Origin of the sequence: Corynebacterium sp. HMSC068G04 (assembly GCF_001814885.1) — a bacterium.
Taxonomy (GTDB): Bacteria; Actinomycetota; Actinomycetes; order Mycobacteriales; family Mycobacteriaceae; genus Corynebacterium; species Corynebacterium hiratae.
Genome location: NZ_KV818338.1, coordinates 205,905 through 228,329, shown reverse-complemented (window position 1 = coordinate 228,329; position 22,425 = coordinate 205,905). Strand labels below are relative to the sequence as shown.

The window sequence follows — 22,425 nt, the reverse complement described above, 5'->3', positions numbered from 1 at the left end:
GGAAGTGCAGACCTGCTGGTCGTCGCAAAGCATTGCCTTGGCGCTGGACGACGCCACCTGCATGAATGCACTTCCAGGTCTGCACTTTTGGCTGGGCACCGGATTGCAGGTAGTGCGGCGGAGGCGAAGAACGGAAGCCTATCTGTGGCGAGGCACACAAAGCTGGGTTATGAGTAGTGCATGAACAATGAACAACTCTTTAGCTTTTTAGACCAGCACCTAATCGACCTTCGCAAGCTACCCAATGATGATCCCCGGTGGAAGAAGGTGCACGCCGGCAAGGTAGCCAAACTGGCGTGGTGCTTCGTACTGCCGATGATGCATTGGCACGAACTCAAGCCGTGGCAGAAGGAGACCACGAAGGCATATGTGCTCGGGTTGACCTTGCCCAAGGCAACATTAGTGGGAAAATCCGCCGCCCTTATTCACGGCATTCCGCTGGTTGTGCCGCCGACCGAATGGGAGGCAACGTTGCCTTCGAACTCGGTACCTCCACGATCTAAAGCCACTGTCCGTTATCGCCGCATGGACTTGCGCGGTAAAGAGACGGTGGTTCACGGGATTCGCGTGTCAACCCTGGAGCGCACGGCCATTGATATTGCGCGGTTCTATGGATTTGAGGAGGGGCTCGTTGCCGCCGATGACGTGCGGGCGCGCAATGTTGGCCAGTTCTGGATCAGTGAGACGCTCGGCGCTATGGGGAGAGTTAAGGGTGTTGCCGCCGCGCGGCGGGCGGTTGCTGAAAGCGTCAATTGCGCGGAGTCACCGTGGGAATCCTATGCCCGTGCCTTGATTCTTGCGGCGGACTACCCGGAGCTGCGCTGGGTCAAGGCGCAGTATGTGATTGAGAACTATCGAGCGGATCTGGTCATTAATGGGTGGCTCGTGATTGAGATTGACGGAAACGTCAAGTACCGCTTCGAGGCCGAAGAGGTAATTCGCGCGGAGCATCGGCGCCAGCAAGCCATCCTCAACAAGGGCTACATCGTTTTGAGGTTTAGCCCAGAACAGTTGAGTTCGCGGCCTGACTATTTCCAGGAGACGGTGGGCAAGCACCTGGCACGCGGCCCGCGCTTGTAAAAGTGCAGACCTGGAAGTGCAGACCTGCTGGTCGTCGCAAAGCACTGCCTTGGCGCTGGACGACGCCCACCTGCGTGAATGCACTTCCAGGTCTGCACTTTTGGGTTGGGCTCTGGATTGCAGGCAGCGCGGCGCCCAATACTGGTCGGGCGACAGTCTTGTATCTGAGACAGGCAGGCCAAAAGAGCCCTAGAAGATGGTGCTGCGTCACAGTAGCTTCTGATGTGTGACGCTGACCAAGCCCCACAAGGGACAGCCCCGGGCAACCGGCCTTGGGGGTTTGGAAGGGCGTCGAAAAGCACGAGCGAAAGGAAGTCATGTCTGAACCCCGCGAAGTACGCGCCCCGCGCGGAACCGAACTGAACGCCAAGTCTTGGCAGACCGAAGCCCCGCTGCGCATGCTCATGAACAACCTCGACCCCGAGGTTGCCGAGCGCCCCGAGGACCTCGTGGTCTACGGCGGCACCGGCCGTGCAGCCCGCAGCTGGGAAGCATTTGATGCCATCGTGGAGTCGCTGAAGGACCTCGAATCCGACGAGACCCTGCTGGTGCAGTCCGGCAAGCCGGTCGGCATTTGGAAGACCAACGAGTGGGCACCGCGCGTGCTCATCGCCAACTCCAACTTGGTCGGCGACTGGGCTAACTGGGAGCACTTCCGCAAGCTCGAGGATGAGGGCCTGATGATGTACGGCCAGATGACGGCCGGCTCCTGGATTTACATCGCTACCCAGGGCATCCTGCAGGGTACTTTCGAGACCTTCGCGGCCGTGGCCAAGAAGCGCTTCAACGGCACGCTCGCCGGCACCTTCACCCTGACCGGTGGCTGCGGCGGTATGGGCGGCGCGCAGCCGCTGTCCGTCACTCTCAATGGCGGTGCCTGCCTCATCGTCGATGTTGACGAGACCCGCCTCAAGCGCCGCCAGTCCAAGCGCTACCTCGATGAGGTCGTCACCGACCTGGATGAGGCGCTCAAGCTGGTGCTCGACGCCAAGGAGAACAAGAAGCCGCTGTCCGTCGGCCTCGTGGGCAACGCCGCCGAGGTCTTCCCGGAGGTGCTGCGCCGCCAGCGCGCAGGCGAGTTCACCGTGGATATCGTTACCGACCAGACCTCCGCGCACGACCCGCTGAGCTACCTGCCCACCGAAATCACCGTCGAGGATTGGCACAACGAGGCCAAGGCAGACCCGACCACCTTCACCAAGAAGGCGCGCGAGGCCATGGCCGCCCAGGTCCAGGCCATGGTGGAATTCCAGGACGAGGGCGCCGAGGTCTTCGACTACGGCAACTCCATCCGCGACGAGGCCCGCAAGGCCGGCTACCAGCGCGCCTTCGAGTTCCCGGGCTTCGTTCCGGCCTACATCCGCCCGCTCTTCTGTGAGGGTCTCGGCCCCTTCCGCTGGGCAGCGCTCTCCGGCGATCCGGAGGACATCAAGGTCACCGACCAAGCACTTAAGGAGCTCTTCCCGGACAACGAGCACCTGCACAACTGGCTCGATGCCGCCGAGGAGTACGTGGAGTTCGAGGGCCTGCCGGCACGTATTTGCTGGCTGGGCTACAACGAGCGCCACAAGGCTGGCCTGCTCTTCAATGACCTGGTCAAGGAAGGCAAGATCAAGGCTCCGATCGTCATCGGCCGCGACCACCTCGATTCCGGTTCCGTGGCCTCCCCGTACCGCGAGACCGAGGCCATGCTCGACGGCACCGACGCCGTGGCTGACTGGCCGCTGCTCAACGCAATGACCGCTGTCTCCTCCGGTGCCACCTGGGTATCCATCCACCACGGCGGCGGCGTGGGCATGGGTCGCTCCATCCACGCGGGCCAGGTCACCGTCGCCGATGGCACCGAGCTGGCCGCCGCCAAGCTGCGCGCGGTGCTAACCAACGACCCGGGCATGGGTGTTATCCGCCACGTGGATTCCGGTTACACTCGCGCCAAGGAAGTCGCCGACGAGCGCGGTGTGCGTATCCCGATGGAATTCAAGGCCCGCGACTAGACAAGAGAGGAAAAGAAGATCATGTCCACCCTGTTTACTGGAATCTCAGAGCTGCGCACGGTGTCGGAGGCAGGCACGCTTGCCGACGCCGCACTTATCGCCAACACCGACGGCACCATCGCCTGGATCGGATCGGCGTCCGAGGCGCCGGCCGCGGACGAGAAGGTCGACCTGGGCGGGCGCACAGTTCTGCCGGGCTGGGTGGATTCCCATACTCACATGATCTTCGATGGCGACCGCTCCGCCGAGTTTGAGGCCCGCATGGCGGGCGAATCCTACCAAGCTGGCGGCATCGCCGTGACGATGGACGCGACCCGCTCGGCGGGGGAGGAGCGCCTGGAAAAGCTTCTGGTGGAGCGCATCGCCGCTGCCCGCCGGGGTGGAACGACGACCTTGGAGACGAAGACCGGTTACGGTCTCAATACCGAATCCGAGGTGGAGGCCGCTCGCGTGGCGGCCCGCCACGTCGATGACGTGACCTTCCTCGGCGCGCACCTCGTGCCGCCGGGAGCAGAGGCCGAAACCTACCTCGACGAGGTTGTGGGCCCGATGCTCGACGGCGTGGCGGAGCACGTGCAGTGGATTGACGTCTTCTGCGAGCGTGGTGCCTTCGACGAGAAGCAATCGCGCCGCGTGCTCGAGGCCGGCAAGGCCCGCGGATTGGGTGTGCGCGTGCACGGCAACCAGCTCGGCGAGGGCCCTGGCGTAGCGCTCGCGGTGGAGTTGGGCGCGGCCTCCGTGGACCACGTCAACTACCTCAGCGACGCGGATGTTGAGGCGCTGGCCTCCTCCGATACGGTGGCTACGTTGTTGCCGGCCTGCGATCTGTCTACCCGTGAGCCGCTGGCGCCGGGCCGCAAGCTTATTGATGCCGGCGCGACCGTCGCCATCGCCTCCAACCTCAACCCGGGCACCTCGTACACCTCCGCAATGAACTTCTGCATCACGACGGCCGTGCTCCAGCAGCACCTCACCCTCGATGAGGCCATTGCCGCCGGTACGCTGGGCGGTGCTACCGCGCTGCGCCGCCAGGATGTTGGCGAGGGCAAGGATGCGAAGGGCCGCCCTGCCAAGGGCTCGCTGGTAGTCGGCGCTGCTGCGGACCTGCACGTCCTCGATGCCCCGAGCGCTATCCACCTGGCTTACCGCCCGGGCATGCCGATGACGTTCAAGACCTTCGTCGGCGGCCGCGAGGTCTAGAAAGCAAAGTCTCGCACTCTAGAGTGTAAAACTTTGCAGTCTGCGGTATTCTGCAGGCATGATGTGGACAGTAGAGCAGCTCGAGGACTACCTCGAGCACTGTCGCCTCTTGCAGTCGGATACGACGACCGTGGAGGTGAAATCGGGACGCGGCGGAATGCCGCAGTCCCTGGGGGCTACTCTGTGTGCCTTCGCCAACATGCCGCGTGGCGGCACCGTCATCATTGGAGTGGCGGAGCCCGGCTTTGCGGTGCACGGCGTGGACGATCCTGGCGCTATCGAAAGCGCCCTGGCGGATCAGGCACGCACCCTCGTGGAACCCGCGCCTTACATTGAGACCCAGACCCTCCATATCGAAGGGCGTGCTGTGGTGCTCGGCCACATCGAAGGCGTGCTGCCGCACCAGCGGCCGGCGCTCTATCGGGGGCGGCCTTACCTGCGCATGGCGGATGGTGACTATGTCATGAGCTCCAATGACCTCCGCATGATCGAGGTGGATAAACTACACGCGCGCGAGGCCATTGCCTATGACTCAGAACCCGTTCCTGGGTCAAGCCTAGAAGTTTGTGATGATTCGGCGCTCAAGGAAGCAGTGGCGGAGCTGCGCAACGCCACCGCTCGTTTGCGGGGTGCGAGCGATGCCGAGTTACTGGAGCTATTCCGCGTGGTCGATGCCCAAGGACAGCTGAGTGTGGCCGGTTTGTACGCTCTGGGGCGCTTTCCGCAGGGATTCTTTCCCGACCTGCATATTTCTGCGGCTGTGCAATACCCGGCGGGGGAGGAAGGACCACGCACCCGGAACCTGGAAGAGTTTTATGGGCCCGTCCCGGATCTGGTGGATGCGGCCGTGGCGTGGGTGCGCCGGAATATCGATACCGACTTGGTCTATGGCACGGATGGACATCTGCGCGAGGTTCCCGAGCTTCCCCTCGAGGCGGTCCGCGAGGTCATAGCTAATGCCGTGGTCCACCGAGACCTCGGGCCGGAAAGCTTAGGTGCCGGGAAGTTCGTCACCATTCGGCTGACTCGCCAGGCACTGATCGTGACTAGCCCGGGTGGGCTACGCGGCATCTCCGTGGAAGAACTCAAGGGAAGGGTATTGTCACCCGTCGCTGTAAACCCGCGCCTGTATGCACTGAGCACGAAATTGCGTCTAGAGGATGGCGAGCGCGTCATCGAGGGCCAGGGTGGAGGCATGAAGGTCGTCTTTGAGTCCCTTCGCAAAGCCGGCTTGCGCCCGCCGACCCTCATCGACACTGGTGTTCGCTTCACCGTGATCCTCTGGAGAGCGGGGCGAGGCGATGACGAGCACGCCCCCGCGACTCGCAGCGCCTCTGCTTCCTTTCAGCCCGCGCTTGCCCCAGCACAGACAGCGAAGGAGGGCAGTGTGGTGGAAGACGGGCTCGTCGCCAAGCTCGGCGGAAACCCGGCACTTGTGCTTGCTGCACTACGCCGGAACGGCGAGCTCTCGCTCGTGGACATCGTGAACAGCACGCAGCTCACCCGCGGCCAGGTGCGTTACGCGTTGGGCAAGCTCATCGAGTCCGGGCACGTCACGATGCGCGGCAAACACGGTGACCGCGCCACGCGTTACGCTGCGAAGGAGTAGCCCGAGGCGGAAAAGGTCGGGTAATTCAGCGGTGAAATAGCTAATTGGGTGCCGGTGCCGTACTCTGGTCTGAGCAATGAGCATTACCGATAACGCCACCGGCGGCGTAAACGAGCCGGAAGAATTCAATAAGTCGGAATCTCAGGAAAACTCGCAAGGTGGCGAAGCATTGGACGCTTCGCAGGTATCCAACCAGGACACCGGGGCTGCGAAAAACCCTGAGGACACCGGCGCTGAGGAAACTTCAGCCAACGACAACTCCCAGGGTTTTGCACACCTCGGCCTTCCCGATGACGTTCAGGAAGCCGTGTCCAAGGTGGGCTTTACCAAGCCATCCCCAATTCAGGAAGAAACCATCCCGATCCTCATGGAGGGCCGCGACGTCGTCGGTCTGGCCCAGACGGGTACGGGTAAGACCGCGGCCTTCGCTCTGCCGGTTCTCTCCCAGATTGATACCGAGGCCCGCTACCCGCAGGCTCTGGTCCTCGCGCCCACGCGCGAGCTGGCCCTCCAGGTAGCGGACTCCTTCCAGTCCTTCGCCGACCACTTGGGTCGCATCGAAGTTCTGCCTATCTACGGTGGCCAGGCTTATGGCATCCAGCTCTCCGGGCTGCGCCGGGGCGCCCAGATCATTGTGGGCACCCCGGGCCGCGTCATCGACCACCTGGAGAAGGGCTCCCTGGATATCTCGCAGCTGCGCTTCCTCGTCCTCGATGAGGCGGACGAGATGCTCAACATGGGCTTCCAGGAAGACGTCGAGCGCATTCTTGAGGACACCCCGGAAGACAAGCAGGTCGCACTCTTCTCGGCCACCATGCCGAACTCGATTCGCCGCCTGTCTAAGCAGTACCTCAACGACCCTGCCGAGATCACGGTGAAGTCGGAGCGCCGTACGAATGACAACATCACGCAGCGCTTCCTGCTGACCCCGCACCGCCACAAGATGGATGCCTTCACCCGCATCCTCGAGGTCATTGACTACGACGCCATCATCGTCTTCTGCCGCACCAAGCACGCGACCGAAGACGTGGCCGATAGCCTCAAGGAGGCCGGCTACAACGCTGCCGCCATCAATGGCGATATTGCCCAGCAGCAGCGTGAGCGCACCGTCGATCAGCTTAAGGATGGCCGCCTCGACATTTTGGTGGCTACCGACGTGGCGGCCCGCGGTCTCGACGTGGACCGCATTACCCACGTGGTCAACTACGACATCCCGAATGACACCGAGTCCTACGTGCACCGCATTGGCCGTACCGGCCGTGCTGGCCGCACTGGTGAGGCCATCCTGTTTGTCACCCCGCGTGAGCGTCGCATGCTGCGCTCCATCGAGCGCGTGACCAACGCCCGCTTGGAGGAGATGGATCTTCCGACCGCGGATGAGGTCAACGCTAAGCGTAAGGAGAAGTTCTTCGCTTCCATCGGCGCTTCGCAGGAGGACAAGCAGTTCGAATTCTTCCGCGACATGGTGCGCGAGTACTCCGCAGCGGAGAATGTGGCGATGGATGATATCGCCGCGGCCTTGGCCGTGCAGCTGCAGGGCGGGACGGACTTCCTGCTCAAGGAGCGCCCGGTGACTAAGAAGAACCGTCGCGAGCGCGATCGCTTCGAGCGCGACGGCCGCGGGCGTGACCGTGATCGTGGTCGTGACCGCGGTGGCCGCGACCGTGACCGCGGCCCGCGCCGCCCGGATGGGGACTTTGAGACGTACCGGCTGGACGTCGGCAAGCGCCAGAACGTGCGCCCGGGTGCGATCGTGGGTGCGCTGGCCAACGAAGGTGGCCTGACTTCCAAGGACTTCGGCCGTATCACCATCGCGGTGGGGCACACCTTGGTGGACCTGCCGAAGAACCTAGACCCGGCAGTGCTGGACCGTCTGAAGGACACCCGCATTTCCGGACAGCTCATCAAGATTCAGAAGGATACCGGCCGCCCGCCGCGCCGGAACTACGATGACGACCGTGGCCGCGGCGGCTACGGTGGACGCGGACGCGGTGAACGCGGCGGATACCGCGACCGTGACCGCGGTGGACGTGGCCGCGACCGTGGTGAGCGCCGCGGGGGCTGGCGCGACTAGGCTCCGCTAGGCGCCGCAGCGGCCCTAACGCTGCACGAGAAAACCTCCCAAACTCTCACTGAGAGCTTGGGAGGTTTTATCTGTTGAGGCCTAAACCGAAGAGTTTAGACGTACATCAGGATGGCGCAGACAACCCACAGCAGGTTGAAGATACCGGAGAACATCGCCAGCTGCTTCTTCAGCTTGGCCACATCGGCGCTGCCCGGGCTGGCAATCGCAGCCATGGCCTGGTTCTGCTTCGGGATAACCACGACGAGCAGAATGACCCAGGCGATGACGGAGAGCAGAAGGGCAATGTGGAACTGGACCTGAGATTTGTAGGCAGCCAGGTCAGTAAGGAAGACAGCCAGACCGATGACCGGAACGATGGCGGAAATGTAGCCATAGGTCGAGGTGATCTTGTTGAGGATGCCGGCGGCACCTGCGGCCGAAGCATCACCGGCGCCAGCCTTTGCCAGCTGGGCAGGGAAGGCGGAGGTGGAGATACACACGGTACCGACCAACAAGATGGCAGCGAAGGCGTGAAGGAAGATGAGCAAGCTTGTCATGGGGAGTGCGCTTTACCTTTCTGTACGGGGCTTATCCCAGCGAAAGTCTAACGGTGCTGGGATATGAAATCGAATCGACACTGGTGGCGCATGACTGCATAGTCGCGGGCAGGCAGTGGGAGTTGGTATTTGCGCGCCACTGCGGCAAGGCGCAGCGAATAGTCGCAGCGGTCGGCGGGCGGGAGCCAGTCCGCCGGCAGGGAATCGGACTTGGCTTGGTTCAAGTTGCGGGCAGTGGCAACAAGGTTGAGCGGATCGTTGGCGAAGGCCATCTTCTTTTCCCGCGGCCACGTTGATGCGCCGAGATCCCAGGCTGCTGAGAGCGGAAAGACGTGGTCGACTTCGACGCGCTCCGGCGCGGGTGCGCGGGCATAAGGATCGTAGAGGGTGCCGTCGATGGTCTGCGCTGCTTTGACGTTATCGCGGGTGCCCGGCGCCCAGCCGCCGAAGTCATCGCGGTTGTAGCCAGGGGCCTCCACGCGTGCGGGCACGGTAGCCACACCCAGGTCCGGGCCGGGAAGGAGATGGAAGCCGCCGTAGGCCACCGTGGCTATGGAGAGGAAACCGATATAGGCCGCGCGCAGGTTCATGCACTTTTAGACTGTGCGCAGCGTGGAGGGGTTCCTGAAGGGCTCGGAGGGGAGCCGCCAAGCACGCAATGAGGTGGGGTGCGATGTCAACAAAACTTGACAAAATAAGAATAGTTTTAATAATTAGCTTGGTAATAGATTAAGAATGTCAAAATTACTGATCCCGCTATCACTGCTAAAGGAAAGGAAACGCAGTGAAATCTTCGCTCTCCATTCTTGCTGCGGCATGTCTCGTTGCTGCAGCAAGCCCTCTTGCCTTTGCGCAGGACGTCGCTCCGGAACTGCCGGAATCTGCACTCGCCGAGGAAGCCCTCAAAGACCCCATAGCAACGGAGAGCCCCGACGAATCCGGTGACATTAAGGATGCCGCCGAAGGGTTAAAGAATTACTCCACAGCACCAGCACCTGGTAGTAACAGCCCGGTCGGTGATGAATACTCGGCCTTCTACCACGATGCTGTAGATCTGGAGTCATCCACCCCCGGCCAGCTTTTCCGTTCCGCGCCTGTTCGCAACCCGGCGAATACCCTCGGAATTACAAATATCGGCCCCTACAAGGCCCAGCGCATCCTGTATTCCTCTACCAACCGCACGGGAGAGAAAACGGCAGTCAGCGGCATTGTTATTGAGCCCAAAGCAGCATGGACGAAGCCGGGACCACGCCCGGTTGTAGCATTCGCCCCTGGTACCCAGGGTGTGGCAGACCGCTGTGCGCCGTCGCGCAAGATTGCTGAAGGCGTGGGGGATTATGAGCAGTTCTTCTTCGAGCAATACTTGAAGAAGGGATATGCGGTGGTGGTGACAGACTATGAAGGTCTTGGTACCCCAGGAATGCACACTTACATGGACCGAATCTCCCAGGGGCATGCAGTCTTGGATAGTGCGCGTGCGGCACAGCAGCTGAACGGCTGGGATATTAGTGGTGACAACCCCGTGTTCATTAACGGCTATTCGCAGGGAGGTGGGGCAGCGGCATCAGCAGCGGAACTCTATGATGACTACGCGCCTGAGCTTAACGTCAAGCTAGCAACGATTGGTGCTGCACCCGCGGATCTGACGTTGCTGCCGCCGGCTCTCGACGGCACGCTGTACTTCCTTTTTGAGTCCTATGCGTTGTTGGGCTTGAGTAACTCCTATGGCGAAGACCTGTACGCTCATCTCAATGAGAAGGGGGCTGCAATTCTCAAGCGCGCCACCAACACCTGCACCCTGGGGCTGGCTGGCTTTTCAGGAACCACCATTGAACAGATCAGCAATGAGGGCAAGAGCGTTGACCAATTCATTGCTACTGCGCCCTATGACCGAATTCTGGCGGACCAGCACATTGGTTACGATGCGCCGTCGATTCCGGTGGTGGTTACGCACGGCCGCGGCGATGACGTGATTCCTTTCTCCACCGCTGAGCAGCTGGTTGAGCAGTGGACTTCGCGCGGTGCAAACGTGACCTTTATTCCGAATGATGCCCGCTCCCACGTGGCTGGTACCGTCCCGCATATTACGGAATCCGTCAAGGCTATTGAGGCAGCGCTGTCTTAAAAGGAAGGTGTCTCGGGCACCTCAGTTCACAAGACAAACCCCTCGCCGGAGCTTAGTGATGAACTAGCTCGACGAGGGGTTTAAAAGTAGGAGGGGGGGGAGGGGCCGAAGGCTACTTCTGAACCTTCTCCGCGGCCTCCTCGAAGTCCAAGTCATCGTTTTCTTCAACGAGCTTGGCCAAGCGGGTAGCCTCCTCGAATTCCTGGATGACCTTCTCATCCGGAGCCTTGGTAGCAAGGGAAACACCGACGGATACGAGCAGAGCGGAGATGAAGCCCGGAACCAACTCGTAAAGGGTATCGCCCAGCGGGCTCATGCCCCAGCCGATGGCCACGACGGCACCGGTGATCATGCCGGCGATGGCGCCGGTGGAGTTGAGGCGCTTCCAGTACAGCGACAGCAGCACCAGCGGGCCGAAGGCGGAGCCGAAGCCGGCCCAGGCGAAGCCGACCAGACCCAGAATCGAATCCGACGGGTTGATTGCCAGCACAGCGGCGACGATGGCGATGGCCACGACGGCAGTACGGGACAGGTTGATCAGGACGTTCTGGCTTGGCTTCTTCTTAGCGAAGATGAGGTAGAGGTCCTCAATGAGGGAGGTGGAGACCACCAGCATCTGGGAGGACATCGTGGACATGATGGCTGCCAGAACAGCGGTCAGAACCAGACCAGCAAAGAGCGGGTGGAACATGACCTGAGCCATGTCCAGGAAGATGGTCTCGTAGTTCTCCTGGTCGGTGATGGAGTGGTTGGTCTCAGTGAAGAAGACCGTGCCGGAGAGCGCGACGAAGATGGCTCCGATCAGGGAGATGCCCATCCAGCTCACACCGTAGAAGCGGCCTGCGCGGGCGTCGGAAGGCTTGCGCAGCGCCATGAAGCGCACGATGATGTGCGGCTGGCCAAAGTAGCCCAGGCCCCAGGCCAGGTTGCCGATGATGACGGCAGCGGATACACCGGAGAACAGGGAGAAGTAATTGGGGTTCTCAATCACGCCACCGGTGGCGTAGGGGTTCTCAGCGGCGAAGCTGAAGATATCGCCCGGGTTGTCCAAGGAGAAGAGCACCATGATCGGCACGATGATGAGGGAGGCGAACATGAGCAGGCCCTGGACGGTATCGGTGTAGGACACCGCCAGGAAGCCACCGACGAAGGTGTAGAAGACCGTCACGGCTGCCACGACGAGCATGCCGACCATGTAGTCGCCGCCGAAGCTGGACTCGAAGTAACGGCCGCCGGCCACCATGCCGGAGGAGACGTAGAAGGTGAAGAAGAAGATAATGATGGCCGCCGCGATGATGCGCAGCAGGCGCGACTTATCGTGCAGGCGGTTTTCAAAGAAGGAGGGCACGGTAATGGAGTTGCCGGCAATTTCGGAGTAGGAGCGCAGACGCGGCGCGACCCACTTCCAGTTGGCCCAAGCACCGATGAGGAGGCCGATCGCCATCCACAGCTCGGACATACCGGTCAGGAACAAAGCGCCAGGCAGGCCCATGAGCAGCCAACCCGACATATCGGAAGCGCCGGCGGATAGGGCGGCTACGAACGGGTGGAGGCCGCGGCCGGCGAGAACGTAGTCGTCGTACTCATCCGTCTGCTTGTAGCTCCAGAAGCCGATAGCGGCCATGGCAAGCAGGTAGATGATCATCGCAACGACATACCAAGTGGAGTCTTGCACTGATCTCTCCTTGAGATTGAGATTAAAAAATAGGACCTAACCACGCTAACGAGGCACAAGCTCCTACCCAACTGAAAATTGGCTGGTTGACCAGTATTTGGTTACCTTGGTCACAGCTTATTGTACGGTCTTACTGGTGTTACGTCGTTATGTAACGAGACTATAACGATTGTCTATTTAGGCAGGATTCGGGAACTTTCTGCGACCCCGTCCCCAAAAGGCGTGCTGCTAGACTGGCCCCTATGGCTTCTTACCTGCTGCATGGCCTCTGGCTGCCCGTCTCCGGCCTGAGTCTATGGATCGAACAGGTCGAAGGGCACAAAATCATCATGCCCTCAGCAGTCCCAGGGGGAACCTTCCCGGATGTGGTCGATAGCATCCTGAGCAAGAAGACCTTCCGCAATCGCGCGCGAGTCTCCCTGCGTACGCCGAAGGGCAAAGATGTTTCCCTCATGGTGCCCATGGCTATGTTCGCCCCAGATGAAGCGGTAGAAACATTGGCCAAGCTGGAATACCTCGACACCGATAGCCAAGCGGCCACCCCAGAGCAGCGCGCGACCATCGCGCCGGATCTCCTGTGGCTCATCCGTGCTTATCGTGGCCTCTTCCGGTTTGTTCGCGCTGGCCGGGTGACCATCCGCCTGTCCTATCAAGCCGGTGAGTGGTACCCCATGTGGCAACTGGCCTCCGGTTTGGGCGAGCGCAGCTGGCTGGCGGAGATGCTAGCCTCCGCGCCCGGCATCCTCTCCATTAATAACCGGGCTCTCACTGATGATCTGGCGGATGAGCTCACGCACTGGATTGCCTACACCCAATTGCGCCCGCAGATCGATGCCCCGCGCGCAGCACCCTGGCATGATTTCGCTCAAGCACTGTTGAGAACTTCGCCCGTGAAGAAGGGGCGAGCGCAGTTATTGCGCGGGCTCAACGAGTGGAAAGACTCCATTACCTCTGTAGATCTTCAACTGGTCTTCCTCGTCGAGGAGCCGCCAAATGATTCTGTCTCCGTCGAGGATGCAGCATGGCCTATTCGTCTGCTGGTTCGCTCCGGCACGGATTCGCCGCTGCCGGTGCGGCAGGACCAGTTGGATCGGGGGAGCGTCGAGAAGCTGCGTGAAGCCCGTCGCCACGCCTTCGATGTGGCCCCGCGGCTAAAGTACAATTCCGCCCCGGCGAGCCGACATGCGGGTGATTGGGACGTCTACCTGACTACCGAACAGCTCGTGGATTTTGTCACCCACGACGCCGCTGCCCTGCGTAAGGCCGGTTTTACCGTCCTGTTGCCCAAGTCTTGGTCCCACATGGAGACCAAGGCCAAGCTGGAAACCACGGAGGTGCGTGATCCGGCTGATGCCGCCACCAAGGCGCACATCGGCATGGAGAAGCTGTTCAGCTATGACTGGAAACTTTCGGTGGGGGATACGCAGCTTACCGACGCCGAAATGCACGAGCTCATCTCCTCCAAGTCCGGCCTGATTCGCCTGCGCGGCGAGTGGGTGATGGCGGATACACAGGCTTTGAACAAGATCTCGCAATACATGCGCGAGTTGGCCGATACCGCCCGCCAGCGCGCCCTAAAGGAGCTCGAGCAGCTCGCCGCGACCGCCGAGATGGCCCGCCAGCTGGAACAACCCGGCTGGGAAGAACTTGTGGCCGAGGTGGAACGCCGCCGCAAGGAATTCAACGAGGGTGAACAAGAAGAAGCGGTCACGCTGGCGGACCTGCGCGAGATGGCCTTGAAGTCGATGGCGGAGGACCCCGTTGCCTTCACTGGCTCCGAGTGGCACACCTCGCTGCTTGGCGGGCTGGATAGTACTGCGCCCGACCGCGTGGAGATCCCCGATACGGTCCATGCCGAGCTGCGCGAGTACCAGCGCCGGGGCGTCGACTGGCTGTATTGGATGTCCCGCAACAACATCGGCGCGGTGCTGGCGGATGACATGGGTTTGGGCAAGACGCTGCAGCTGTTGTCCCTGCTGGCGGTAGAGAAGGCCGCCCATGAGACTGAGGGGGAAGCGGAGGCGTGGAAGCCCACCCTAGTGGTTGCCCCGACCTCCGTGGTGGGCAACTGGGCTAGGGAAGCCAAGCGCTTCGTGCCGGACTTTAAGGTCATGGTGCAACATGGCACCGGGCGCCTAAAGGGCGAGGAGCTGGTCACGGCGGCGCAGAACGCCGATATCGTCATCACCTCCTATGGCACGGTCAGCCGTGACTTCCTGACCTTGAGCAAGGTGGAGTGGGACCGCGTGGTCCTCGATGAGGCCCAAGCGATCAAGAACGCCTCCACGCGCTCCTCCAAGGCCGTGCGCGCCATCCCCTCGCGGCACCGCGTGGCGCTGACCGGCACGCCGATTGAGAACCGCCTGTCGGAAATGCGCTCCATCTTGGACTATTGCAACCCCGGGATCCTGGGTTCAGCTTCCTTCTTCCGCAACCACTTTGCCAAGGCCATCGAGCGCGAAGGCAGCGATGTTATGGCGGAGCGCCTGCGCCTGCTCACCGGCCCGTTCATCCTGCGCCGCCTCAAGACGGATCCGAATATCATCGATGACCTGCCGGAGAAGTCCGAGCAGATCATCACCGTGCGCATGACCGATGAGCAGGCCGCCCTCTATAAGGCTCTGGTCAATGACGTGGAGCAGGCCTTGGCAAAGAAGAAGGAGGGGATCTCGCGCCGCGGCCTCATCTTGGCATCGCTGACCCGCATCAAGCAGATTTGCAACCACCCGGCCCACTTCTTGGCCGATGGCAGCCCCGTGACCATCAAAGGCAAGCACCGCTCCGGCAAGGTGGAAGAGCTGATGCGGATCATCGACCAGGCCATCGAATCTCACGAGCGCGTGCTGATCTTCACCCAGTACAAGGCCTTCGGTGACGTCCTCCAGCCTTACCTCTCTGAGCAGCTGGGCTGCGAGATTCCCTTTCTCCACGGCGGCGTGAGCAAGAACCGGCGCGACCAGATGGTGGAGGAATTCCAGGCCGAGGATGGCGCGCCCGTCATGCTGCTCTCGCTCAAGGCGGGTGGTACAGGCTTGAACCTCACGGCGGCGTCGATTGTCGTGCACATGGATCGCTGGTGGAATCCGGCGGTGGAGAACCAGGCCACGGACCGCGCCTTCCGCATCGGCCAGCAGCGCAACGTCCAGGTGTACAAGATGATTACCGCAGGTACCTTGGAGGAATCCATCCAGGACATCCTCGACGGCAAGACGCAGCTGGCCGGTGCCGTCGTAGGCGAGGGCGAGGGCTGGCTCACCGAACTGAGCCCCGAGCAGCTGGCGGATCTCATGAGTTATAGGGAGCAGGAGAAGTAAATGGCACCGAAGAACCCGGAAGACAATAACGTCATCTACGCCAACTTCGGCACCCGCAAGCGCGTGAGCACGCCGGAGGAGGTCAATCGCGTCGACCGCGTGCGCACCATGCAGCCGGCGGCCACGCGCCTGCTCAACTTTGTCAACCAGCAAACGGATTCCGGCCGCATTCGCCGCGGGCGCCAGTACGCCACCGAGGGCCATGTCGTGGGCCTCGATGTGCGCAATGGCGCGGTGCACGGAAAGGTCGCGGGCTCCCAGAACGAGCCTTTCGCGGTGCTCATCCAGGTGCCCTACCGCAATAACGAGGACATCGGGCGGCTGTCGGAGATGTTCGCGCGCACCCCGAACTCCGTGGCGCAAGCCAGGGAGGGCATGCTTGCCGACGCCTCCCTCGACATCCTCATCGCCGAATACCCCGACGACCTTCGCTTTTCCTGCACCTGCCCCGACCCGGAATATGTGTGCAAGCACGTCGTGGCGGTGGCGGACCGCCTCGCGGCCCGGATGGATGCCGATCCTTCCGTGATTTTTGCCCTGCGTGGCCTCGACTTCGCGCGGCTCGAGCAAGCGGTCATCGAGCAGGCCAAGGCGGCCTCGGAGGACTCTTATTCCGCTTCTTCGGCCTCTGAAATCTCTGCCGAGGAACGCAATGCCTTGTTCTGGGAGGGGCGCGAATTGCCGCCCTTGCCGGAGCCGAAGACCGCTCCTGCCGTGGATGATTCCGACCCGGAACTGCTGCGCAAGGCCATGCGTTCTGTCAGCCATACGAACATAGATTTGCTTCGGGCGGTCTCCGATGTCGAGGACCTTTACTATCATCTGACGCACTAGACATTGCCACCCCGGGGGAAGGCTGCATGCCAACCCCCGGATCACGTTGTAGGGAGTTTGCATGGCCGCGGTCACGTTCATCCACACCTCCGATTTCCAGCTGGGCATGACCCGCTGGTTTTTAAGTCCCGCGGCGCAATCGCGTTTTGATGATGACCGCGAGGCGGCGGTGTTGCGCCTGGGGGAGCTGGCCACCAAGACGGGTGCCGAGTTCATCGTCGTGGCCGGTGACGTGTTTGAACACAACTCCTTGAGCAAGTCCACGCTGCTGCGGGCGAAGGATATGTTCAAGCGCCTGCCGGTTCCGGTCTACCTGTTGCCCGGCAACCATGACCCTCTCGTGGCGGATTCCATCTTCTTCAACTCCTTTGCGGATAACGTGCACGTGATTGCTGATTCGGAGCCGATTGCGGTGCGCCCGGGCGTGGAGATCGTCGGTGCTCCTTACCTGTCCAAGCGGGCCAACTATGACCTCGTGCGCCGTGCGCTGGAGCCGCTGCCGCCTGCCGAGGAGGGCGCGGTTCGCATCGCGGTGGGCCACGGCCAGGTGGAATCCCGCGCGGGCGAGGGCGAGGACTCGGATGCGGATACGATCGACCTCGCCTTCGTAGAGGAGTGCCTGGATAAGGGTGTTATCGATTACTTGGCGCTGGGGGATACGCACTCCACAGAATCCCTCGGTTCTACCGGCAAGGTGTGGTTCTCCGGCAGCCCGGAGACCACGGCCTTCGACGATAGAGAACGCGATTCGGGCAATGCCTTGGTGGTGACCGTTGAGGGGGATCGGGTGGACGTCGCCAAGCACCGCGTTGGCCGTTGGGACTTCCGGGCGATCGATGCGGACATCGACTCCATGGAGGATGCCGAGGGCTTCCTGGAACAGCTGGACGCGGTGCCGGAGAAGATTCGCACCGCAGTCAAGTACAGCCTGCGCGGCACCGTGGGTTTGAGCGCGCAGGCCCGTCTGGAGCAGGGCCTGGCGGAGATGGAGGAGGTCTTTGCCTCCCTCAAGCCGCGCGAGAGAACCATGGACCTGCATTTGGCGCCCTCGGAGGAGGAGCTCAGTGAGCTGAACTTGAGTGGTTATGCCGCCAATGCGCTAGCGGAGCTGCTCGAGGACTTGGACAACCCCACCGCCCGCGACGCTGCCAACCTGCTGTTCCGCCTCAGCGCGAAGGGAGCCTAAACCATGATGCAGCTGCATTCTGTTGAACTGAACAATGTCCGGGGCGTGGAGCACCTGGAGGTCAAGGACCTGCCGGAGACCGGGGTGGTGGTCATCGGTGGGCCGAACGAGGCCGGAAAGTCCACGCTGGTGGAGGCCATCGATTTTGTGCTTACAGAAAAGCACACGGCCAATTCCAAGCCGGTGCGGGCGCTGCAGCCTGCCGGCCGCGACGTGGGGCCTGAGGTCACGCTGGAGGCGACCGTGGGGCCTTACCGCTTCCGCATTCGCAAGCAGTGGGTGAAGAAACGTACCTCGGAGCTGCACGTTTTCTCCCCGCGCCCGGGCCAGTGGACCGGAGCCGAGGCGGATGGGGAGTTGGAGCGGATCCTCAGTGAGAACGTGGACCGCGCGCTTCTCGACGCCCTCTTCGTCCGCCAGGACGACAACCACCAAGGCATCGCCGCGGTGGGTATTCCTTCCCTGACCGCAGCGCTGGAGGAGCAGACCGGGGCGAGTGCCGCGGCGGAAGACTCGGAGCTACTCACGCGCATCGAGGCGGAGTACAAGGAGTATTTCACCGCGAAGACAGACAAGCCGGCAGGAGACTATAAGTCTGCCATCGCCGCTCTAGCGGATGCTGAGGAGAAGCACGCTGCCGCCGAGGCCGCGCTGCGCGAGCTCGACGGCGTGGTGGAGCGCTATGAGGCTGCCGAGCTGAAGAAGAAGGAGGCTGAAGCCGCTCTGCCGGCGGCCGCGGAAGAATGCGAGCGCCGTGACGGTGAGCTGGTCGCCGCTCGGGCTGCACAGGAGAAGGTCACCGCGCAGGAGGCTGCGGTGACTCGGGCGGCGGAGGCCGTGACGCGCGCGGAGGGGGAAGCGGAGCGCCGTAAAACTGTGGTTGCTGAGCATGCCGCAGCCGTTGATGCTGCTGAGCGTGCCGCCGCCGCGGTTGTGGAAGCCCGGGAGCGGGCCGAGGAAGAAGCCGCCGCCCGCACGAAACTAGAAGAAGAGCGCGCCGAGGTCCACAAGCGCTATGAAGCCGTGCGCGAGGAACGCCAGTGCGCCCGCCGCGAGCAGCAGCGCGCTGAACGTGAGGCTCTGGGCACCCGACTCGAAACACTGAACAAGCTGGAAGAGACTTTGGCGGCCCGCCGCCGTGAGCTGGCGGCGACTCCCGACGTACCGAACCTTCAGGCCTTGGAGGACGCGGCTCGCGAGGTTACTGTCCAGGAGCGCCTGCGGGCCGCCGCGGCGTCCAAGCTCTACTTTTCCGGCAAGGGCGCCTTTGTCGTCGATGGCGAGGAACGTGCGCTGGAGAACGGTCAAGAACTGGCAGTCGAACTGCGCGAGGGCACCACGCTGAAGGTCGGTGACATCACCGCCCGCTACGCAGCCGGTGCGGGCGATAGCGGTGAGGAAGGCGTGGAGAAGGCCCGCGTGGAGCTCGCACGCCTGCTGGAGGATGCCGGGTGCGACGACCTTGAGTCCGCCCGCGCCACCCACGAAAAGCACGCGGAGCTGGCCTCCGCCACGGATACTGCTGCCCGCGAGCTTCATGCTGCGCTGGGCGGGGAGGACCTCGGTGAGCTGCGTGCGCGCTTTGAGGCGGGCGCGGCCGATGCTGAGGACGCCGAGGAGGCGGGCGGGACTACTGAGGACGACGCGAAGCCGCGGGAGCTGACTGTGGTGGAGCGTGAGGAAGAGGAGTTGCGCAGGAAGCTGGATGAGCTTGATCGCGCCTTGGGTCCTTACCGCGAAAACAAGGCGGGCGCGGCACTGGAGGTGGCCATGGTCCGTGCGGAGGAGGCCACCGCGCAGCGCGATGCTAAAGCCTCGGCAGTGGAGTCGGCGCGTGCCCAGTTATCGGATGACGGCGTGACCGCCGCTATCGAAGCAGCACGAACCGCGCACGCTGCTGAGAAGAAAGCGCTGGAGGAGATGTCCGCCGTCGATGTCGACACCGCGGAGCAGTTGGCGCGGGGAGCGCATACGCACGTTGATTCCCTGAAGACAGCGGTCAATGCGGCGGTGGGGGATATGCGTGAGTTCCGCGGGCTTATCGATATGCACTCGGGCGCAGCCGAAAATGAGGAGAAAGCCGCTGCCGAACTCGACGTTGCTCGTGAGCGCCACGCTGCCATCGAGCGCCGCGCGGAGGCCGCGCGCTACCTGCGTTCGCTCATGCTGCGCCATCGCGACGCCGCCCGTCAGCGTTATGCCGCGCCTTTCGTCACCGCGCTCAATGGCCTAGCCCGCACCGTGTTCGGCGGTGACGTGGACTTCGAGGTTTCCGGGGAGCTCAAGGTGCAGGCGCGGAGCCGCAACGGCGAAACCGTGGCCTTCGACGCGCTCTCCGGCGGCGCGAAGGAGCAGTTGAGCATCTTGACGCGCTTTGCCATCGCCCAGCTGGTGTCCAGTGAACCGGTGCCCGTCGTGATCGATGACGCGCTGGGCTCCACCGACTCGCAGCGCCTCCAGCTCATGGCTGCGCTGTTTACAAAGGCAGGGAAGACAACACAGGTCATCGTGCTCACCTGTATGCCGCAGCGCTATTCCTGGGTGCCCGGGCGCATAGACCTGGACATGGAGAGGCTTAGGAATGCTTAAGAACCGGAGTGTAGGGTAAGTGCCATGACAGCGGATATTCGATGGCTCACCGGCAGCGAGCAGGAGTTGTGGCGCCAACTCCTGGCCAGCATTCGCAAGATTAATCGCGGCATGGAGGAAACTCTCTTGGCCTGCAGTGATATCTCGGCGGCCGAGTATTCGGTGCTTGTTTCGCTTTCGGAGGCACCCGAGCACACCCTGCGCCTGCGCGAGCTGTGCACAGAATTGGAGTGGGACCGCTCCCGCGCTTCCCACCAGATCACCCGCATGGAAAAGCGCGGGCTCGTGCGCAAAGAAAAGTGCGCAGGCGATGCCCGCGGCGTGGAGGTCGTCATGACGCGGGCCGGCCGAGAGCGCCTGGAGGCGGCGGTGCCAGAGCATGTTGAGTCCGTGCGCCGCATGGTTTTTGACCATCTGGATCCCGCCGATGTTCCGGCGCTTCTGCGCTTTTGTGAAGGCGTACTCGCGGAGAAAAACCTTCCGGGCTATGACGGCTTCGTGCCGGACGAGCGCCTGGGCACTCGTGACCACTAGCTGCGCCCACCGGGGTAGAGTAGGCCCCGTCCGTTTACGCACCAGGAGGTGACCTGTCCACATCATGATGGGACAAGAATTGTTCGAGCACCCAGAGCGCCAATACACCACGTATGGCATCACGCCGCTGAAGGAACTCAGCGTTCAGGTAGGCCCCGTCGAGGACTTGGAAGAGCTCAGCGAGGAGCAAACCGCCGCACTCGAGCACGCCCTCGAACAGCACCCGGACGGAGCCCTGACCTTCGATGATGCCTCCCAGTTGTGGATAATCGGCGCGGAGGATGACATCGAGCGCATGTTTCAGGATCGTGAGGACTTCGTCGAAGCGCTCAACAACAATGAGGACCCTGGGGTCTAGCCCACAGTCGGTGTCATACTAAAGGCGGATAGCGGCCGAAATATCTGCGTTTAACTACGGTCAGCTCTGCATAAACTGCTAAGATACTCTGTGTTAATGGGCGAGCATCCCACACGCCACCACGAGACGGTTTCCGCGAAAACTTCTCAGGCACAGGGAGCTAAGTGAAAGGACTAAACATGATCGTCGAGCGCGATTTGGCTCAGGAGCAGCGCGAAGCAGCTGCCCGTGACAAGGCTGATGGCTGGGTTTCCGTCTTCGTTGAGTGGATTCCCTCCATGCTTCTTTCCGTGGTGATGCTGGGAGCTTTGATGTTCGGCATGTACTACGTCGAGCACGGCACCCTGGACATCACCCAGCCGATCGTCAACCAGCACATCACCCAGTAGCCTGGTTCGCCTCCTCGCTACCGTCCAGCGGGGAGAATAGCTTGACTTGAGCCCCAGCAGAATTTCCTGCTGGGGCTTCGTCCTTCTCACCTGCCGCAACACTCAACCTGTTCCTTTGCGCCGAAAGCCATTGCGGTTCGGGAAGGGCTTCATGCATGCGTAGAACCATGCCCGAGCCGCGCAACTGCCCTAGTTGCCAAAACCATCGCTCTCTCGCAAGATCTGGTCAGATCTATGGCAACTGGAGCAGTGTTGAGCCTGAGAGTTAGTTGCCGAGTCATCGCTTCTTCGCCCTTCGCGCTCACCGAGAGCCCTTATCAGCCGCCGCCCGCAGCTTCGGTGAGCGCGAAGGGCGAAGCTGTCTGATAGCCTGAACTCGATGGACTCTCGCATCTACGTTCGCTATCTCAACGGCCCGCTCCTGTGGTCCGGAATCGTCGTTGGCCTTGCCGTCGTGGCCGCGGTGGTACCCACGATGATCGATTCCACGTGGGCAGCCATCCTCTTCGGCACCCTGGTCATCGCTGCAACTGTGGCCTGCATCATGATGCGAGTGAAGATCGTCGTGAGTGACGACGAGGTTGCGGTTTCCATCCTGGGTATCTTCACGAAGAGAATTCCACTCAGCGATATCACTGGTGCCCGCGTCGGGCCTGAGACTGGGCTCAAGGAAGGCGCAGGCCCGCGTGTTGTCGACGGCGCACCGGCCTACATCGTCTCTGGGCCGACCGTGCGCATCGAGCAGGGCAGAAGCTCTCTTATCGCCTCGGCGAAGAATCCTGAGGATGTGGTCGCGGTTATTGAGGCGCGCTTGCGATAATTCCAAACCCCCAGACCTCGAACCCGAAACCTCCAAGTGAGTGGCTTGGTGCCGTCAAGCGCTGGGCGACGCCCACCTGCAGGTTGCGGGTTTCAG

General features: G+C 62.2%; 18 protein-coding genes. 15 read left to right on the top strand and 3 right to left on the bottom strand.

All coding sequences use genetic code 11. From position 1 onward, the window contains the following. The 6 genes from HMPREF2993_RS13750 to HMPREF2993_RS09300 form a co-directional block, all read left to right on the top strand. Nucleotides 1-184 (top strand): hypothetical protein (locus HMPREF2993_RS13750; RefSeq protein ID WP_210401558.1); only part of this gene is annotated, 184 nt, incomplete at its 5' end. After that, a complete protein-coding gene (locus HMPREF2993_RS09320) occupies nucleotides 181-1,080 on the top strand; it encodes an endonuclease domain-containing protein (RefSeq protein ID WP_070702044.1) in 900 nt (299 codons plus the stop codon). The genes HMPREF2993_RS13750 and HMPREF2993_RS09320, both read left to right, overlap by 4 nt. Nucleotides 1,081-1,397: 317 nt before the next feature. Then, nucleotides 1,398-3,074, top strand: a complete 1,677-nt coding sequence (locus tag HMPREF2993_RS09315) for a urocanate hydratase (RefSeq protein WP_070531219.1) — start codon at nucleotides 1,398-1,400, stop codon at nucleotides 3,072-3,074. Nucleotides 3,075-3,095: 21 nt separating this feature from the next. Continuing rightward, a complete protein-coding gene (hutI, locus tag HMPREF2993_RS09310; RefSeq protein WP_070702042.1) occupies nucleotides 3,096-4,274 on the top strand; it encodes an imidazolonepropionase in 1,179 nt (392 codons plus the stop codon). A gap of 58 nt (nucleotides 4,275-4,332) precedes the next feature. Continuing rightward, entirely contained in the window at nucleotides 4,333-5,883 is a 1,551-nt protein-coding gene (locus HMPREF2993_RS09305; protein WP_070702040.1) for an ATP-binding protein, read from the top strand. A gap of 76 nt (nucleotides 5,884-5,959) precedes the next feature. After that, nucleotides 5,960-7,957, top strand: coding sequence for a DEAD/DEAH box helicase (locus HMPREF2993_RS09300; RefSeq protein ID WP_046648899.1), 1,998 nt, complete (start codon nucleotides 5,960-5,962; stop codon nucleotides 7,955-7,957). Between the two features lie 104 nt (nucleotides 7,958-8,061). Here HMPREF2993_RS09300 and HMPREF2993_RS09295 read toward each other — a convergent pair whose 3' ends face one another. Both HMPREF2993_RS09295 and HMPREF2993_RS09290 read right to left on the bottom strand, forming a co-directional pair. Continuing rightward, nucleotides 8,062-8,505 (bottom strand): hypothetical protein, encoded by a 444-nt coding sequence (locus tag HMPREF2993_RS09295; protein WP_046648900.1) that lies wholly within the window; start codon nucleotides 8,503-8,505, stop codon nucleotides 8,062-8,064. A 47-nt stretch (nucleotides 8,506-8,552) separates the two neighbouring features. Further along, nucleotides 8,553-9,095, bottom strand: coding sequence for an HNH endonuclease family protein (locus tag HMPREF2993_RS09290; protein WP_046648901.1), 543 nt, complete (start codon nucleotides 9,093-9,095; stop codon nucleotides 8,553-8,555). Between the two features lie 194 nt (nucleotides 9,096-9,289). On the opposite strand from HMPREF2993_RS09290, the gene HMPREF2993_RS09285 reads away from it, so the two are divergent. Beyond that, nucleotides 9,290-10,630, top strand: a complete 1,341-nt coding sequence (locus HMPREF2993_RS09285; protein ID WP_070702038.1) for a lipase family protein — start codon at nucleotides 9,290-9,292, stop codon at nucleotides 10,628-10,630. Between the two features lie 112 nt (nucleotides 10,631-10,742). Here the strand turns inward: HMPREF2993_RS09285 and putP are convergent, their stop codons facing one another. Further along, nucleotides 10,743-12,305: a sodium/proline symporter PutP gene (putP, locus tag HMPREF2993_RS09280; protein WP_046648903.1), complete on the bottom strand. Its 1,563-nt coding sequence runs from the start codon at nucleotides 12,303-12,305 to the stop codon at nucleotides 10,743-10,745. Between the two features lie 242 nt (nucleotides 12,306-12,547). On the opposite strand from putP, the gene HMPREF2993_RS09275 reads away from it, so the two are divergent. The 8 genes from HMPREF2993_RS09275 to HMPREF2993_RS09240 all read left to right on the top strand — a co-directional run bounded on the left by HMPREF2993_RS09275 (nucleotide 12,548) and on the right by HMPREF2993_RS09240 (nucleotide 22,329). Continuing rightward, entirely contained in the window at nucleotides 12,548-15,619 is a 3,072-nt protein-coding gene (locus tag HMPREF2993_RS09275; RefSeq protein ID WP_070702036.1) for a DEAD/DEAH box helicase, read from the top strand. After that, nucleotides 15,620-16,453 (top strand): SWIM zinc finger family protein, encoded by an 834-nt coding sequence (locus HMPREF2993_RS09270; protein ID WP_070702034.1) that lies wholly within the window; start codon nucleotides 15,620-15,622, stop codon nucleotides 16,451-16,453. Nucleotides 16,454-16,514: 61 nt separating this feature from the next. Then, on the top strand, nucleotides 16,515-17,639 hold the full coding sequence (locus tag HMPREF2993_RS09265) for a metallophosphoesterase family protein (RefSeq protein WP_070702032.1): 1,125 nt from the start codon (nucleotides 16,515-16,517) through the stop codon (nucleotides 17,637-17,639). Nucleotides 17,640-17,642: 3 nt separating this feature from the next. Beyond that, on the top strand, nucleotides 17,643-20,228 hold the full coding sequence (locus tag HMPREF2993_RS09260) for an AAA family ATPase (protein ID WP_070702031.1): 2,586 nt from the start codon (nucleotides 17,643-17,645) through the stop codon (nucleotides 20,226-20,228). A 24-nt stretch (nucleotides 20,229-20,252) separates the two neighbouring features. After that, entirely contained in the window at nucleotides 20,253-20,762 is a 510-nt protein-coding gene (locus tag HMPREF2993_RS09255; RefSeq protein WP_049155117.1) for a MarR family winged helix-turn-helix transcriptional regulator, read from the top strand. A gap of 64 nt (nucleotides 20,763-20,826) precedes the next feature. Continuing rightward, on the top strand, nucleotides 20,827-21,120 hold the full coding sequence (locus HMPREF2993_RS09250) for a molecular chaperone GrpE (RefSeq protein WP_070511532.1): 294 nt from the start codon (nucleotides 20,827-20,829) through the stop codon (nucleotides 21,118-21,120). Nucleotides 21,121-21,299: 179 nt separating this feature from the next. Next, nucleotides 21,300-21,509 (top strand): hypothetical protein, encoded by a 210-nt coding sequence (locus tag HMPREF2993_RS09245; RefSeq protein ID WP_049155112.1) that lies wholly within the window; start codon nucleotides 21,300-21,302, stop codon nucleotides 21,507-21,509. 379 nt (nucleotides 21,510-21,888) lie between these two features. Beyond that, nucleotides 21,889-22,329, top strand: coding sequence for a hypothetical protein (locus HMPREF2993_RS09240; RefSeq protein ID WP_070702029.1), 441 nt, complete (start codon nucleotides 21,889-21,891; stop codon nucleotides 22,327-22,329). Nucleotides 22,330-22,425: the final 96 nt, after the last annotated feature.